12 protein-coding genes and 1 tRNA gene are annotated in these 17,766 nt (G+C 32.9%); all 13 read right to left on the bottom strand.

Annotated features, from left to right (window positions below; all coding sequences use genetic code 11):
- The 13 genes from Q361_RS05015 to Q361_RS04955 all read right to left on the bottom strand — a co-directional run bounded on the left by Q361_RS05015 (position 1) and on the right by Q361_RS04955 (position 17,685).
- The gene (locus tag Q361_RS05015) at positions 1-2,703 is read right to left on the bottom strand and encodes a sensor histidine kinase (RefSeq protein ID WP_169929266.1); all 2,703 of its coding nucleotides are present in this window, start codon (positions 2,701-2,703) and stop codon (positions 1-3) included.
- Between the two features lie 336 nt (positions 2,704-3,039).
- Entirely contained in the window at positions 3,040-4,287 is a 1,248-nt protein-coding gene (locus Q361_RS05010) for a site-specific integrase (protein ID WP_103725622.1), read from the bottom strand.
- Positions 4,288-4,556: 269 nt separating this feature from the next.
- Positions 4,557-4,644, bottom strand: a tRNA-Ser gene (locus tag Q361_RS05005).
- A gap of 123 nt (positions 4,645-4,767) precedes the next feature.
- Positions 4,768-5,901 carry a 3,4-dihydroxy-2-butanone-4-phosphate synthase gene (gene ribB / locus Q361_RS05000; protein ID WP_103725621.1) on the bottom strand — a complete coding sequence of 378 codons (1,134 nt, stop codon included), beginning with the start codon at positions 5,899-5,901 and terminating at the stop codon, positions 4,768-4,770.
- A gap of 9 nt (positions 5,902-5,910) precedes the next feature.
- Entirely contained in the window at positions 5,911-7,890 is a 1,980-nt protein-coding gene (locus Q361_RS04995) for an LptF/LptG family permease (protein ID WP_103725620.1), read from the bottom strand.
- 5 nt (positions 7,891-7,895) lie between these two features.
- Positions 7,896-8,585 (bottom strand): LolA family protein, encoded by a 690-nt coding sequence (locus Q361_RS04990; protein WP_103725619.1) that lies wholly within the window; start codon positions 8,583-8,585, stop codon positions 7,896-7,898.
- 7 nt (positions 8,586-8,592) lie between these two features.
- Positions 8,593-11,079 (bottom strand): DNA translocase FtsK, encoded by a 2,487-nt coding sequence (locus Q361_RS04985; RefSeq protein WP_103725618.1) that lies wholly within the window; start codon positions 11,077-11,079, stop codon positions 8,593-8,595.
- 6 nt (positions 11,080-11,085) lie between these two features.
- On the bottom strand, positions 11,086-11,460 hold the full coding sequence (locus tag Q361_RS04980; RefSeq protein WP_103725617.1) for a diacylglycerol kinase family protein: 375 nt from the start codon (positions 11,458-11,460) through the stop codon (positions 11,086-11,088).
- A gap of 3 nt (positions 11,461-11,463) precedes the next feature.
- On the bottom strand, positions 11,464-11,961 hold the full coding sequence (gene tpx, locus Q361_RS04975; protein WP_103725616.1) for a thiol peroxidase: 498 nt from the start codon (positions 11,959-11,961) through the stop codon (positions 11,464-11,466).
- A 129-nt stretch (positions 11,962-12,090) separates the two neighbouring features.
- Positions 12,091-13,008: a DUF6252 family protein gene (locus Q361_RS04970; protein ID WP_103725615.1), complete on the bottom strand. Its 918-nt coding sequence runs from the start codon at positions 13,006-13,008 to the stop codon at positions 12,091-12,093.
- A gap of 46 nt (positions 13,009-13,054) precedes the next feature.
- Complete coding sequence (locus Q361_RS04965) at positions 13,055-14,365, bottom strand: MFS transporter (protein WP_103725614.1); 1,311 nt, start codon at positions 14,363-14,365, stop codon at positions 13,055-13,057.
- A 70-nt stretch (positions 14,366-14,435) separates the two neighbouring features.
- Positions 14,436-15,254 (bottom strand): M48 family metallopeptidase, encoded by an 819-nt coding sequence (locus tag Q361_RS04960; protein WP_103725613.1) that lies wholly within the window; start codon positions 15,252-15,254, stop codon positions 14,436-14,438.
- Between the two features lie 34 nt (positions 15,255-15,288).
- A complete protein-coding gene (locus tag Q361_RS04955; RefSeq protein ID WP_103725612.1) occupies positions 15,289-17,685 on the bottom strand; it encodes a glycoside hydrolase family 31 protein in 2,397 nt (798 codons plus the stop codon).
- Between the last annotated feature and the right edge of the window lie 81 nt (positions 17,686-17,766).

Below are 17,766 nucleotides of genomic sequence, written 5' to 3'. Positions count from 1 at the left end.
TTATAAATAAATTTGTAATTCTACTTCAGTTCCTGTGGCATTGTCTTGATCATCAACCAAATCAATAATCTTGAAATTATTTTTCGGATTTAACAAAATCAATCGATTAATTGTGATGTTTATTCCATACGATTTATGGGTTACTTGTTCTTTCTTTAGTAAAGCCGATGCTTTTCTACCGATGCCATCATCAATAATTTTTATGTTTAAAATACTGTTTTTCTCGTTTTGCACAACAATTTTTAGGAGTCCTTTTTCTTTTTTGTTATGCAGACCGTGCCAAATAGCATTTTCTGCAAAAGGCTGAATTATAAGAGGTGGTATTTTGATACTTTCAACTTCTAAATTTTTGTCATAAACTATTTCATAATCAAATTTGTATTCCAATCTCACTGCTTCCAACTCCAGATACATTTTTAAGGTTTCTAATTCTTTTTCTAATGTAATCGTTTCGTGGCGTGAATTTTCTAAAATATTTCGCATTAATTTTGAAAATGTAGTAAGATAAGAACTGGCTTCACGACTTTTTTGTTGAATAATAAAACTATTAATAGAATTTAAAGAATTAAATAAAAAATGGGGATTCATTTGTGAACGAAGCGTTTGCATTTCAACATCTTTTATTTTTCTCTTTAAATGACCTTTTATTTTTTCTTGTTTTACTAAATAGCGATTTGCAAAAAAACCAATAGATGCCAACAGCAGAAATAGAAGAATAAAAAACCAAAGCGAATTATAAAAAGGAGGTGTAATTTTCAACGTAATATTTAATGATTTTTTCTGCCAATTGCCAAGATTATCACCCGCCTGAATGAGTATGTCATAATTGCCAGGTGAAAGTTTTATCAAAGAAAGTTTGGGAATCGTCCCTAAATAATTCCATTTTTGCTCTCCTTTAAACTGATAGCGGTATATAATTTTTTCTTTTTCTGAAAAAGATAAGGAGGAAAATAAAATAGTTAATTCAGTAAATTTATAATCTAAATGGTACTCGTTTTTTTTGGAAAATAAATAAGTGCCATCTTTTATAATAGCAGTTAATTCTAATTTGTTGATTAATTTAGTTTTAGTAATATTATTCAAATCGATTATTTGAAGACCTTTATCGGTTCCAATCATTAATTTGTTGTTTTTGGAGGCAAAGTAGCCATAAGTAATATCATTAGTTACTAAACCGTCGATAGATGAAACGTTTACTACTTTATTGGTTTTAAAATTGTATTGATTTAACCCTTCGGCACAAGCAAACCAAATATTTCCTTTGGAGTCTTGAGAAATTCCTTCAATATGATCGTTTGCAACTTTGTACAAATCGGTATTTAAAGAATGTAAAATTTCGCCTTCAGGTGATACAATATTCCAACCGCCATAACCCGAAAAAATAATATTGTTGTTATTAATAAAAGCAATTCGATTGTAATAATCCGTTACAAATTTTGGGTTATTTTTAAATTGAATCAAACTATTAATCTGAACAAACAAATGTGTTTTATTATCAAAATACGATATACCATAATCTTTTGGCATCCAGCTTGCTAGCCAAATTCTACCATTGGGTGCAACCGCAATATCGTTAAATGTATTGTCAGACCAAAAGGATGAGGTATTCAATATATATTCTTTTTTTTCTTTAAATGAAACGGCATCATATACTCTAATCGCTCCTTTTGAAGGAATAATCCAAAGCAAATTGTTTTCATCAATCACTGCTTTTTTAAATGGAATTTTGGTGGATATTAGAAGTTTCAAAACGCCATTGGTCAAACTATATAACCCGTCATTGGCGGTTGCATACAATTGATTGTTTTTTAAAAACAGATGCTCAAATTCCGTCTTTATATTGGGAGATTGATACGCGTTCCAATGATTATTTTTGGAATATGAATAGATTTTATTATTTTTTGAAACACACCAAATTGTTGCTTCATTATCTTGAACTATTGAAACAATAGTTTTGGAATTGGGTATGTTTAAACTAACAATATCATCATTAATTTTAGATAACTTTACTAATCCTCTAGTGGTTGAAATCCAAAATAAATGAAGCACATCATCATAAAAAATATGATTAATTTCACCGGAAGTAGATTGGATAATCTCTTTAGTGTGTTTTGAAATATCATATTGATACAAGGTGTTTTTATCATAAAAAAATATAGAATTGGTATTGTCAACCAGTTTAAATTGCGATGTCAAATTTCGGCTTATCACTTCAGTTGAAAGTGTTTTCGAAATAGAATCATAAATCAATAATTTTCCGTCTAAAGTTGTAAAATAGATATAATTGCCAGTAACCGTTGCCGAAATTATTTTTGAGTTTGCCAATTCGGTATTGGGGTGTAATTGTATTGAATTACTTTTTTCGTCCCAAACAAAAAGACCGTCGTCAGTGGCAATAAAAAACTCTTTGCTTCTTGTTTCTAAAAAAGTTACATTAAGAGACGGATTACTATTTTTAGCAATAACAAACGAATATTTTTTTGAGTTAGAAAAATACTTCACACTATTCTGATCACTACACCAAACTCGATTTTTTCTATCAACATAAACATTGTCATAATGATCATTGTTAGGAATACTGTCATTATAGTTAACCTTTGCAACAATTTGAGGTTCTTGAAAAATGGAGTTTAAGTAACATAGTCCTTTTCCAGAAGAATAAAAATACAATTTGTTTTTACTTGTAAACAGATGGTTGGTCATATTTGAAAGCTGCGTATTTTTCACAAATCGATAACCATCGTATAGGCATAAACCCCGTTGTGTTGCAATATATAATTTCCCTTCTTTTTTAGTTGAAAAAAAAACGATGTCCGAAGGCAATCCATCAGAGAATTTTAAATTTTCAATTTTATAAGTACTTTGTCCAACTAAAACTTGAAATTTTAGTAAGAATAAAAAAATAAGAATAAAAAGTATTTTTCTGTACATAAAAAAGTAAAGTGTAAATTTAAGAATAACAACTTAGTTTTGTTTTAAAATCAATTGAAGTGAGGGTTTTAATTAGTGTGAGTAGCTGAATTCAATTTAAATAATTTTTTAATTTATATTTGCATTTATTTTTTTATTTGTAAATATATTGAATTTATCTCTCAAAATTTTCATATCCTCACTCACTTTCTTATCTAAAACTTTAGCGTAATGTTGAGTGGTTCTCAAATTTTTATGACCTAACATTTTGCTCACACTTTCAATAGGAACGCCATTTGTAAGTGTTACTGTCGTTGCAAAAGTGTGTCGAGCAATGTGAAAGGTTAATTCTTTTTCAATTTCACAAACTCCGGCTATTTCTTTTAGATAGGCATTCATTTTTTGATTTGACAAAATAGGTAGTAGTTTATCTTCATTGATACATTGTGGATGATTTTCGTATTTATCAATAATCATTTGTGTTACAGGAAGGATTGGAATTTTAGAAGCGGTTTCAGTTTTCTGTCTATGAGTAAATATCCACTTCTCACCATCAATGCCAATGCTTATATGTGACTTTGTTAAGTTTTTGACATCAATGTATGCCAAACCAGTAAAGCAGCTAAAAAGGAAGATATCACGTACCAAAGACAATCTTTCTGTTTTGAAATCTTTATTGATGATGTTTTGGATTTCTTCTTCAGATAAATAAACTCTCTCGACTTCTTTGACTTTGGATTTATAGTTTGCAAATGGATTTTTGTCTAGCCAGTCATTGGCCAGACAAAGCTTGATTATTTTATTGAAGTTCTTGATGTATTTTACTGCTGTATTGTTAGCGCAATTTCTAACACTTCGTAACCAAAATTCGTAATCTGTCACGAAAGCGTGATCTATTTTGTTTATCTCTATATCGGAAACTTTATATTTCCATTGCAAGAACTCAATAGTATGGCTCAACGAAGTTTTATAACGCTCTAAAGTTCCTGGTGCATATTCTTTGCCAACCAATTCTTTTATTTTGTTATTGTGGTCTTGGAAGATTGGGATTAGCATCCGTTGGCGTTGTTCGGTTCCCAATAATTTTTCTTTGAAGTTTTCAATCGTTAAGTTCTCGTTTCGGTGCATTAATTCCATTTGTGCATTAAAAACTTTCGTTTTCATCAAATCAAGGTAACTATTTATTGAACGAGCTTCTTCGGTTGTGCCTTTCATTTTGGATAGTTCGGACGACCATTTGGAAGTTTCGACAAACTTCTTGGTGCTGAACTCTAATCGTTTTCCGTCAACGGTTAAGCGCACATAAATTGGGAGTTGTCCTGCTGCATTGGCTTTTGTGCTTTTAGCATAAAAATGCAAAGTGATTTTTGTTTTCATAGTGGTAACCTTTTAATTCGTATTCAATTTAGTTTCAAAATCTACATTAAACAAGATGTTCAAATAGTAAACTTGTTGATGAACAAGTGATTGAACAGGTTGTTTGAAATTTTTAAAGGATTTAGCGAGACCCTATTTTTTGAAAATTCTAGGGTCTCGATTTTATCTCTTTAGTAATAAGATTAAATGAATATTTTGAATAGTGCATAAAAGAAAAAACCCCGTAAATCATAAGATTTACGAGGTTTTGATTCCCTTTGTTTTTCAACTGGCGGAGAAAGAGGGATTCGAACCCCCGGACCTGTTACAGTCAACAGTTTTCAAGACTGCCGCAATCGACCACTCTGCCATTTCTCCAATAAAGCGCACTAGTTTGTTAATGCGAGTGCAAATATAGAAGCTTTTTTTGTTTTTCCAAAAGGTTTGGGGGTAAAAATTTAATTATTTTTCAACCTCTTGATACTCTTCTATTTATTAGCTTTAATAAGTAACGTATTCTACTATTTCTAAACCATACCCTATCATTCCTACTCGTTTTATATGGTCTGAATTTGAAATAAGACGCAATTTGGATATATTCAAATCATGTAATATTTGAGCTCCTATACCAAAATCTTTTACATCCATTTTAATTTGTGGAGCTTGCACTACGCCATTTTTTTGCAACGCTTTTAATTCGCTTAATCTATCCAATAAGTTTAAGGTTTGAATTTCTTGGTTTATAAATAGCATAGCCCCTTTTTCTTGTGCATGTATCAAGGCAAACATATCGTCTAGTTTTTTATCGGCACTATGGGTTAGTGTACCCAAAATATCGTTGTTTATTTGGGTTGAATTAATTCGTGTAAGTATTGGTTCTCCTTGATTCCATGTGCCTTTGGTAAGGGCGAGATGGACTTGTTTGTTGGTTGTTTGCAGGTAGGCACGTAATCTATAGGTTCCAAAGCGTGTTTGTATTTCAAAATCTTCTTTTTTTACAATCAAACTATCGTGTTTCATTCTATAGGCAACCAATTCTTCTATAGAAACTAGCTTTAAATCGAACTTTTGAGCCACTTCTATAAGCTGAGGAAGACGCGCCATTGTTCCATCTTCATTCATGATCTCTACAATAACTCCGGCGGGTTTTAAGCCTGCCAATCGAGCAAAATCTATTGCTGCTTCTGTATGACCTGTTCGTCTTAAAACGCCTCCTTGTTTGGCTATAAGCGGAAAAATATGTCCTGGGCGTCCTAAATCGTGAGGTTTGGTATTTTCGTCAATAAGTGCTTGTATCGTCTTGGCTCTATCATGTGCCGATATGCCTGTAGTTACTCCATTACCTCGCAAATCTACCGAAACGGTAAAGGCCGTTTCCATAATATCGGTATTGTTTGTAACCATTGGATTTAACATCAACTCTTTGCATCTCGATTCGGTAAGAGGCACACATATAAGTCCGCGACCGTGTGTAGCCATAAAATTAATCATTTCGGGCGTAACCATTTCGGCAGCAGCCAAAAAATCGCCTTCATTTTCTCGATCGTCGTCATCTACCACAATAATTACTTTTCCTTTGCGGATATCTTCTATGGCTTCTTCAATGGTGTTGAGTTGTATGCTATTTGCATTCATGGGTTAAGTTTAATAGTCTGTAAAAGCTTTTTTTAGATGCTTATTATACGTAAAATACCCAATGATATAAAGTGGAAACATAAAATAGAGTAATGTGTAAACCTTATCTATAATTTGCTTATTGGATATTTTTTCGATTTCTTTTAGATTGGATTTTGAAATGGCCAAAAACACATAATACAACACCAACGATACAACAAATCCAAGTATCGTGATCACATTAATTTTATTAACCAAAGCATTACTTAATACAAAAGTAAGAATACTAAAAAACAACGTGATGCGTGCATGCAATTTATAATCGGCCAATAACGAACGTACTATAGTATAGCTCGAATCGTGCAAATTGTTGGTTTCGGCTAATTGTTCTTGGGTAATGCCTCTTTCGTTTAAAATAAGTAAAGCTTTTGTTCTATAATCAAAACTATAATTATTTTTTTTAGCGTATTTAACTACATTAATAAGTGTTTGAGTTGATAATTTTTCTAATTCGTACCACGCATCATCTTTGGTAAAAGCATAGTTTTCGATATCTACAAGCACAGCATTTTCATCTGGACTTTCTTGGTATGTATTGAGTCTAAGCAAGTTTTTAAACGAAGTACCTATTTGGTCTAAGGTTATTAAACCTCCAATATCGTTTATGGCTGTTTTGGTTAAATAAACCGCAAGAGGTATCAAGACTAGTGTTGAAAGCCAAACCCCAAAAAATGCAGGTATACCGCCTTCTTGAGCTACTTTTTTACCAAAGGTATTTACAAAGTGAAAAATAATAAATATCGCCATGGCAAAAACAATGGGTAATCCCATTCCTCCTTTTCTTATGATGGCTCCTAGTGGAGCTCCAATAAAAAACATGAGAATACATGAAAAAGCAATCATGAATTTTTCCCAAAATGATATCCAATGTAAGTTGATATTTTTTTGTTTGTTTTCTAATTCTAACTTTGAGGTTTCAATAGAAAAACCTGTATTTTCTATCGATGATTTGGCAATAGTAAGTATTTGAAGCTTTTCTGAGTCATCAAAATCTTTCAACATATTGTTATAGTCAAAATTTTCTGGCTTTGTGTTGTATCTAAATATACTGTTTACACCCGTGCGCTGGTACAAATTTTCTGATGATGAAATAATATCTTTCTTTAAATTGGTTTTGAGAGAATCTATGGTATACCGAAGTTGTCCAATAGTAAGCATGGTACTTGTACTTGTAATCTCTGCTTGGTTTTGGTCTGTTTGGTTAAGTTTTGTCAAGTCCATATAAATAACGTCTTTGGCAAAACTCGATTTTACAAACGGTTGTTTTTCTCGTTCTTCATATTTTTGAGGCAAAATATCTTCGTAATAATAGCCGTCTTTTAAAACAAGTTTTAACACATTTGAATCTTCGCTACTTATCAATTCTCCCGACTTGGCTTTGATAACTGTTTTATTTCCTTCGCCATTTGGCAATTTTACATGAATGGTTACCCCGCTTAATAAATTACCACTAGGCCCAGATTTTTTCTCAACCTTTATTGTGTACAAACCTATTTCGCTAAGTTGTCCTTCGCCAATAGCCATAGCAGGTTTTACTTGTGCCAAATGGCGTCTAAAATTGACAAATTTATATTCTGCAAACGGAATTACATTGTTGGCAAAAAAGAAAGAGATTACGGCTAGAACGCCAATAAAATAAACTAACGGACGAATGGCTCTTTGCAAAGAAATTCCAGAGGATTTCATGGCGGCAAACTCATAGTTTTCAGAGAGGCTTCCGTAGGTCATTATAGACGAAAGCAATACCGAAAGTGGCAACACCATAGGAACCAAACTTGGCATTTTGAATGTGAGGAATTTCATGATCAGACCAAAGTCTAAATCTTTTCCTGCCAATTCAGAGATATAAAGCCATACCACTTGGAGTATGAATATAAAAAACAAGATTACAAATACCGTAGTAAATGTAATCAAGAATGATTTTAATAAATACTTATCTAATATTTTCACAAAGACTAATCTAATTTATTAATGTAGTAGTTTGGATATTTACTGGCTACAAATGTAAATTGATTTTTTGGCAATGGCTGATTTGTTTTAAAAGAATTAACGGTTAAAGTAGTTTTTGTACCGTTTTTACCTACTTCAATTACGTTGTAAATGGTTTTAGTTTGTGTGTCTATTCCTAAAAGTACTTCTTTGCGAGTGTCTTTTTTGGCCGTTGGTGTAAGTTTTACATACTGAATTTTTCTGCCTTTTATGTTTTGAGAAATATCCCACTTATACGTATAACCACTATTAAAAAAAGTAAGCATTTTTGAAGGTGTTATCGCTTTTTCATCTTTATCATTTACCGATGAAATAGTAATTTCTTCATCTTCTGGCACAATAGTATATGTTTTTTTGCCATCGTAAATTTTGGTAACACCCAAAAAGTTCAACACATATTTATTTCCTTGAATAGTTACACTACCCTTGCTTTCTTGATTGATATTTTCTTTAGCATTGTTCAAAGTATACTTAAAATCAATAACAATATTCTTGTGCTTTTTGATTTTTGCAGTTACTTCATCCAATAAATCTTTTGCTTTTTTATCTTGTGCTTGCGTAGAAAAAACAGCAAACAGTAGAAATACTAAAGAGAAAACTTTACTATTTGTAAATTTAAAAAACGTTGTAGCTATTGAATTGTTGTTAAATTTCATTTCAAAATTATGATTGTTCGTTATTAAAAAAATGTTCTAAGGCTACCAAATCAGGTATATTTACCGAACGAGCTTTACTCCCTTCAAATGGGCCAACAATACCTGCTGCTTCTAGTTGATCGATAAGTCTACCTGCTCTATTATAACCTAGCTTTAACTTTCGTTGCAATAATGATGCCGAACCTTGTTGAGCTGTTACGATAATCTCTGCAGCTTCTCTAAACATGCTGTCTCGTTCAGAAATATCTATATCCAAATTTACAGAACTACCTTCTTCGCCAACATATTCGGGCAATAAATAAGCGGTTGCATAAGCTTTTTGTGCACCAATAAATTCGGTTATTTTTTCTACCTCGGGAGTATCTACAAAAGCACATTGTACCCTTACCAAATCGTTGCCGTTGGTGTATAGAAGATCTCCTCTACCTATAAGCTGGTCTGCCCCTTGTGTATCTAAAATAGTTCTTGAATCGATTTTTGAAGTAACTCTAAATGCAATTCTAGCAGGGAAATTTGCTTTAATAATCCCTGTAATTACGTTTACCGATGGGCGTTGTGTCGCTATAATTAAATGTATACCAATAGCACGCGCCAATTGTGCCAAACGAGCAATAGGTGTTTCGACTTCTTTGCCTGCGGTCATAATCAAATCGGCAAACTCATCTACTACCAATACAATATAAGGTAAAAACCGATGTCCGTTTTCTGGATTTAGTTTTCTTTGCTTAAACTTGGCGTTATATTCTTTAATATTTCGCACCATAGCATCTTTAAGCAACGAATAGCGGTTGTCCATTTCAATACACAATGAATTTAATGTATTGATTACCTTTGTATTATCTGTAATAATCGCATCTTCGGTATCGGGCAATTTTGCCAAATAATGGCGTTCTATTTTATTAAAAAGAGTTAGCTCTACCTTTTTTGGATCTACAAGCACAAATTTTACTTCTGCAGGGTGTTTTTTGTACAACAACGAGGTTAATACGGCATTTAATCCAACCGATTTACCTTGCCCTGTTGCACCTGCCATAAGCATGTGAGGCATTTTGGCTAAATCTACTACAAACGTTTCGTTGGAGATGGTTTTACCCAAAGCGATAGGCAACTCCATTTCGGCTTCTTGAAACTTGGCCGATGAAATGACTGATTTCATAGGAACCATAGTAGGGTTTTTATTGGGCACTTCAATACCAATAGTGCCTTTACCTGGAATTGGAGCAATAATACGAATACCTAAAGCCGAAAGCGACAAAGCTATATCATCTTCTAAACTTTTAATTTTTGAAATTCTAATTCCTGCTTCTGGAACAATTTCATACAAAGTAACCGAAGGTCCTACTGTAGCTTTAATTTGGGCAATATCTATTTTGTAATTTCGTAAGGTTTCAACAATATTGTTTTTATTTTCTTCTAATTCTGCTTGGTTTATCGTTATACCCGAAGTTCCATAATCTTTTAGTAAATCAATGGTAGGGAATTTATAGTTAGATAGTTCCAAAGTAGGATCAAATTCTCCAAAATTTTCTACAAGTTTGGCTGCCAAGTTTTCTTCTACAATATCTTCGTCTTGGGCTTTTTCAATCACAAAGTTTTCATCGTCTGTTACAATAACTTCTGTTTTTTCTACAAGAGGTTCTTGTGTTTGAGGTATTGTTTTTTTAATAGTAGGCTCTAATTCTATTTCAGAATAACTCGATATTGTAGGTTTTAAAGCTTCTTTATTTATTTCAAATTGCGAAGTGGGTTTTTCATCAAAAGCAGGTACCGTTTTAAGCACTATATCTTCTAGAGAAAAATCTTCTTCGTTTTCTTTTACTTCAAATTCTTCTAAATTGTAATTGGGTATGTTTTCTTTTTGCTCTGGCGAAAAAACTTCTTTGTTTTCGGTTTTAAAACGCTCTTTACCCGATTCTATAGTAGATTTAATAGTGTCGGGAGAAATTTTAATTTTGAATAATAAATAAATAAATACAGCCAAAATAAGCACCAAAATAACACCGACATTTCCAACAAAATCTTGTAAAAAAGCATTAATTTCAAATCCTATAGTTCCGCCTAGTTCGGGTAGATTGGTTGCAAAAAAACCGCAAGTTACCGATATAAAAATCATGAGGTACAAATCCCAAAACCAAACGTTTTTTAGTTTTTTTAATGGCATTTGAAAAGTAAGGTAGGCTCCAGTAAGCAAAAACAATTTCACCAACATAAATGATCCTATACCAAACCCTTTGTAGATAAAAAAATCGGATAAGAAAGCACCTATTTTACCAAACCAATTTTCTGCAGTATTGGTTCTGTCTGATAAGTTGTTTAGTAAACTTTGATCTTGCTGACCATACACAAAAAAAGAAACAAAAGAAACCGCCAATGCAATAGCAAACAATATAAGCAATAACCCAAATAGAACTTTGTATTGACTTTTTTGCAAATTCAACTTAACATCTTGCTCATCTGGGTTTTTACTGTTTTGTTTTTTTACTGTTTTGGCCATGTAAAATTATATTTTTGGAATGTATATTAAACAAGCAATAGCTATAGCTGTTAGTGCAGCAAAAAATACGGCTCCTGCCGCAATATCTTTAATGAAACCAATTTTTTTATGGTAATCTGGATGTATAAAATCGGCTATTTTTTCTGCTGCGGTATTAAGACCTTCAACACCCAATACCAATCCTGTAGCAAGGGTTTGTACCATCCACTCTTCGCGAGAAATTTTAAAATAAAATCCAGCTAATATCGCTAAAAAAGCTACCGATAATTGCACCATTACACTATGCTCTGTAGTGGCTAGTTTTAAGGCGCCTTTTATGGCAAACCCTATGCTCTTAAATCGACCTGTTAAAAACCTCTTATCTCTTTGAAATTCACTCATAGCTTATAAACTTGCCAAGGCTTGGTCGTAATTTGGTTCATTTGCAATTTCTGCCACTTGCTCGGTATATTTTACAACTCCATTTTCGTCTAAAACAATAACAACACGAGAATGCAAGCCCTGAAGCGGACCATCTATAATTTCTAAACCATAATTTTTACCAAATGCTCCTTCTTTAAAATCAGATAAATTGATTACGTTTTCTAGACCTTCAGAACCGCAAAATCTTTTTTGAGCAAAAGGCAAATCTCTAGATATACAAAGCACTTTGGTATTTTGTAAAGCATTGGCTTGTGCATTAAAAGTACGAACAGATGTTGCACAAGTACCCGTATCAATACTTGGAAAGATATTTAATACCAATTTGTATCCTTTATAATTTTCTAAAGAAACTGTGCTTAAATCGTTGGCTACCAACTCAAAATTTGGAGCTATACTTCCTACTTCGGGCAATGTACCATTTGTATGTATTTCGTTACCGCCAAGTGTTATTTTCGACATATTTTTGCAGTTTTAATAAGTGTACAAAAGTAATAATTTATTTCGGAATGTAGAATTATTGATGATTGTAAAAAAACAAATCTCTTTCAAATAAATTTGAAAGAGATTTGCTCTATATGGTGTGTACTATTAAGGTAATTCTACATCAAAAGTACCTTCTGATATTGTTTTGGTGGCAAGCGTAGTCATGTTTTGATCTACTAAACTAAAAGTCCCTTTTAGCCTACCATTTGCTTTAGAAATAATGGTTATAGAACCCGAAACTCCATTGTAAAGAACTCCGCCAAACAAACAAGTAGAATTGACTTCTGTACCAAAAGGACCTGTAATTTGGTAAGTACCTACACCTAATGATTGGGCAATCCATAAACCAACATTATCACCATTTGTTTTTTTACCCACAATACTGTAAGCATCAGGGAAACCTGAAGCAATAACCTCGGTAACATCAATACTATCTTCTACAAACTCTGTACCGTCTACTTTAGCAAAAAAACTATCGGTATTCGTATTTATAGTAGTGTATGGAATATTGGTAAAAACACCGTTTGTAAAATTAATTGGAGGAACATTGGTTACACTATAATCATCCCAATATCCTGTAAAATTAAAAACCCCAGAGATAGTATGGTTTGCAGCATCTATAGTAGTAACCATAACACTACCTACTACAGCCGTTGGATTTGCAGGATTGAAAGCAATGTACTCATTAACTCCTGTTGGTGGTATGTAGGCAATTAAATTGGATGTTGAAGGATAAGTACCTACAGAAGTGCCATTAAGCAAAAAAGCAAATGCTTCTCCAGAAGGTTTAACACCTCCAATTTCAATTTTTCCATTAAAAATATTGGCAGAATATTGTGTGGCAGACCACGTTTGACCTCCAAAATCGGCCTTAAATACAGCCCCTGTTGGGTTGGTAGGGTTTGTTGGATTTACTGATGTATTATCGTTTAATAACAAACCATTGTCTACTGGTTCTACATCACAAGAAATTAAAAGTAATAAACTGAAAATGACAGTTATACTTTGTACTATTTTTTTCATTTTAAAATCAATTTATGGTAATATTTTTCAAATATAATAAATAATCTTATTGATTCACGCTATTTTTAGGAACTCTCATTAATAATAACATTCCTATTAAAAAAAACAGCCCTAAAAAAACTATGGCATTACGCATAGAACCTGTAACCATGTCTATCGTGCCGTAAATGGTCATGCCAATTACAATACCTACTTTTTCAGTTACATCATAAAAACTAAAAAAAGAAGCTGTGTCTTCTGTTTCGGGCAAAAGTTTAGAATAGGTAGAACGAGCTAGACTTTGAATACCTCCCATAACCAAACCAACAAAGCCTGCAATAGAATAAAACTCTACTGGTTCTGTAACAAAATAAGCAAATACACAAAGCAAAAACCAAAAAGCATTTAAGCCTATAAGGGTTTTAATATTACCAAATTTTGCCGAAAGTCTAGAGGTAATAATTGCTCCTACAACAGCCACCAACTGTATAAACAATATACTAATAATCAGTCCTTTAGTTTTTTGACTCGGCGTTTTCCATGCAATCTCTGTAGCGCCAAAATAAGTAGCCACAAGCATTACCGTTTGTACTGCCATAATAAATACAAAGTAACTGTAGAGATACTTTTTTAAACTTAAATTTAAGGTAAGTTGTTTCCAAACTTCTTTTATTTCGTGAAAGCCATCAAATATTACTTTCTTAGTAATAGGTTTTAATTCTTTTCGCCCTTTGGGTAAAAAATAATAGGTAATATGGCTAAAACCTATCCACCATATTCCTACCATTACAAAAGATATTTTCATAGCTTGTTCTGCACTTGGAACCCCAAAAGTTTTTGGAAACATGACCATAGCTAGATTAATAATAAGCAAGATAGTACTGCCAATATATCCCATAGAAAAGCCTCGTGCACTCACTTTATCTTGTTGTTCTGGAAAAGCTATATCTGGTAAATACGAATTGTAAAACACTAAACTAGACCAAAAACCTATTAGTCCAAAAAAGTAAAAAACATAACCTGTTGTTAAATTTTGTATATCAAACCAATACAAACCTATACAAGATAAGCCCCCCATGTAACAAAAAAAACGAAGAAATGCTTTTTTATTACCTAAATAATCTGCTATACCCGATAGTATTGGCGATAAAAATGCAACCCACATAAATGCAAAAGCCGTTACAAAACTAATCATGGCTGTTGCTTTTACTTTTTGCCCAAAAAATAAAGCATAATCTCTACCATTGTTTTTGAATATTAATTCATAATATATCGGGAAAACAGCAGATGCTATAACGAGACTGTAAACTGAATTTGCCCAGTCGTAAAAAGCCCAAGCATTTAATAATTTAGGATGTCCTTTTGGAAGATTTGGCATAAAAATACTTTTTATAATAAAAAAACCGCTCTGAGTTTTTCAGAACGGTTTCAAATATAGTGTTTTTTTATTACTTAAAGTTTACTCCAAATTTTGCTGCTTCTGCTTTTGCACTTGGTATTAATTCTTTTATTTGTGCAATACGTGTAGCATCTGAAGGGTGTGTACTCATAAACTCTGGCGGAGCTTGACCTGCTGAATTGGCAGACATTCTTTCCCAAAAAATTACAGCTTGATCTGGATTATAACCTGCAATTGCCATAAGTGTAAGTCCTATTTTGTCGGCTTCACTTTCATGACTTCTACTAAAAGGTAACATTCCTCCATATTGAGTTGCTGCACCGTAAGCTGTCATGGCTAATTGTTGCGTTTCTGCACTTTTACCACCAGTTGCAACTGCAACTCCTGCTCCACCCAATTGTTGTAATAATCCAGCACTCATGCGTTGTTGTCCATGATTTGCTAAAGCATGTGCTACCTCATGACCTAATACTGTTGCTAAACCTGCATCGTCTTTGGTTACGGGTAATATGCCACTGTATACAACAATTTTACCTCCTGGCATACACCAAGCATTTACAGCTTTGTCTTCTACCAATTTATACTCCCATTGGTAATCTTTTAAATAATCTTGATACCCGTTTGCGTTAAGCCATCTCTCGGCAGCTACTTTAATTTTAGTACCCACTGTTTCAACTTTTTTGGCATCTGTAGTACCTGTAACAACTTTGTTTTCGGTTAAGAACTGATTATATTGCTGAAATGCCGAAGGAAGTATTTCACTATTAGGCACTAAGGCTAGCGTTTTTGCTCCTGTAAAAGGGTTTTTTGCACATGACAAAACCAAGGCAAAAATTGCAATGACTGCTATTAAAATTGATTTTTTCATACTCTTACTTTTTAGATGAAATATAATTATTTAATTATTCTCCAAAAATATGCAATTCTGAGAAGTCTTTGTTTATTTGTAGTGAATTTTCTACAAAATTAACACTTTCAAAACTTACTTTCTCATTATCAATTTCTATACCTGTTATTTTAAAATTCAACCCTTTTAAACAGATTTTTATCGTTTGGTACTGATTCTCGTAAGTACCTTCTTTATGTTGGTTGATAAAAACTTCTTTTTCTTTACCTGTTAAAGTGAATGTTTTATAGCTATACCTGCCTTTGTTATAATCGTAACCATCTTGAGCATCTTCATAGACATACGATTTTTCTTTACCTAATTTATAGTATACTTCTAATGCTAATTCTGGATGCTCTATTTGACCTACATATTGTTGTATAGGATATTTAGGAATAATGGCTCCTTCTTTAATAAACAATGGAATTTGATCAAAATCTGTAGCTACCCAAAGTTCTTTTTTACCCGAAACCAATTCATTTGTCCAATAGTTATACCAATTGCCTTCGGGAAGATACATTCTTCTACCTTGTGCATTGGGTTCTAAAATAGGACATACTAAAATTTGGTTTCCAAAGATAAACTCATCTGTTCTATAATGAGTTTGAATATCTGTTTGATCGTAATATACCAAAGGTTTAAGCATAGGAACACCATCATTTACATATTGCCAAAACATGGTGTAGAGATAAGGTAATAATTGGTAACGAAGTTCTACAAATTTTCTTGTAATATTAATTACTTCTTCACCAAAACTCCAAGGTTCTTGCTCACCATGATGCCCAGAAGAATGGGTACGGCAAAAAGGGTGAAAAACCCCAAGTTGTATCCAACGAGCGTAGAGTTCTGCCGAAGGTTGCTCTGCAAAGCCTCCAATATCTGAACCTGTAAATCCCATTCCGGATATAGACATACGTTGCATTTGAATATTGGCAATCCATAAATGCTCCCATGTTGCTATGTTATCGCCTGTCCAAGAAGAGGTATAGCGTTGTGCTCCTGAATATGCCGAGCGGGTAATTACAAATGGACGTTTTGGGTATGCAAATCGTTTTACACCCTCGTAAGTAGCACGTGCCATTTGCGTACCGTAGATGTTGTGTGCTTTACGGTGGCTACAATTATTTCCATCATAATTATGACGCACATCTAATGGGAATGTTTTGGTTGGAACTTCCATTACAGCAGGTTCATTCATATCATTCCAAACACCTTTTACACCTATTTCTGCCACCAATTCTTTAAAAAGTCCTGCCCACCACTCTCGTACTTCTGGATTGGTAAAATCTGGAAAATTACATTCGCCAGGCCACACTTTACCTTTCATATATGGGCCATCAGCGCGTTTACAAAAATAGTCTTTCTCTAGAGCTTCTTTGTACACCCAATATTCTTTGTCTATTTTTATCCCTGGATCGATAATCACAACGGTTTTAAATCCGTCTTTTGCTAAATCGGATACCATTTGTTTTGGGTTTGGAAAATAGTCTTTGTTCCAAGTAAAACAGCGAAAACCATCCATGTAATCGATATCCAAATAAATAGCATCGCAGGGTATTTGTAATTCTCTAAATTTTCCTGTAATTTCTTTTACTTTACTTTCTGGATAATAACTCCATTTGCATTGTTGGTAGCCAAGTGTCCATAATGGTGGTAGTTCTGGTTTACCAGTAAGATGTGTATAAGTAGTTACCACATCACTCATTTTTGGGCCATAAATAAAATAGTAGTTCATTTCGCCTCCATCTGCCCAAAAACTTGTTACACCTTTGCGCTCGTGGCTAAAATCGAAAAAAGAACGGAATGTATTATCAAAAAATATTCCATAGGCTTTTTGATTATGTAACCCTACATAAAAAGGAACTACTTTGTACAAAGGTTCTTGATCTTTTTGAAAAGCATATTGATCGGTAGCCCAATTTTCGACTCTTTTTCCTTTTAAATTAAAATGAGTGGCTTTGTCTCCAAGTCCGTAAAAAGATTCCCCTTCGTGAGAAACTTTACTCATTTTTACAATGTTTCCGCCATACTCGTAACATTCTTCCCAATGAAATCCAAGCTCATCTTCGAGTATTGTAGTTCCGTCTAGTTCATAAATACCAACTCTACAATCGTGTTTTTGTATTACAACATATACTTTGGAAGTGGTAATACGGTAGTGGTCTTCTTTATCTTGAATTTCCAATACATTGTAACCATGAGATTGGGTTTTGTCTATAGCATACGAAAAATCGTTACTAAAATAACCTTTTGCAGTGAATCTAAAGCGAATTAGGCTATCTCTAAGCACTGTAACTCTCAGAATAACATTATTATCTGTAAAAAAATCTACGGCATCTACTTCATGCTTGTACGATATAATTTTTGAAGGAAATAAATCGCCTTTATTTTCGAGTATTGTATTAATAATCATAATTACATTTTTGCAAAAAAGCCAAATTTACAAAGATGAAATCTATAATCAATTATGAACCGTAAAGATTTTTTAACTACA

This window comes from Flavobacterium croceum DSM 17960 (genome assembly GCF_002917885.1).
In the GTDB taxonomy this organism is placed as follows: Bacteria; Bacteroidota; Bacteroidia; order Flavobacteriales; family Flavobacteriaceae; genus Flavobacterium; species Flavobacterium croceum.
This window is presented reverse-complemented; position numbering and strand designations above follow the sequence as displayed.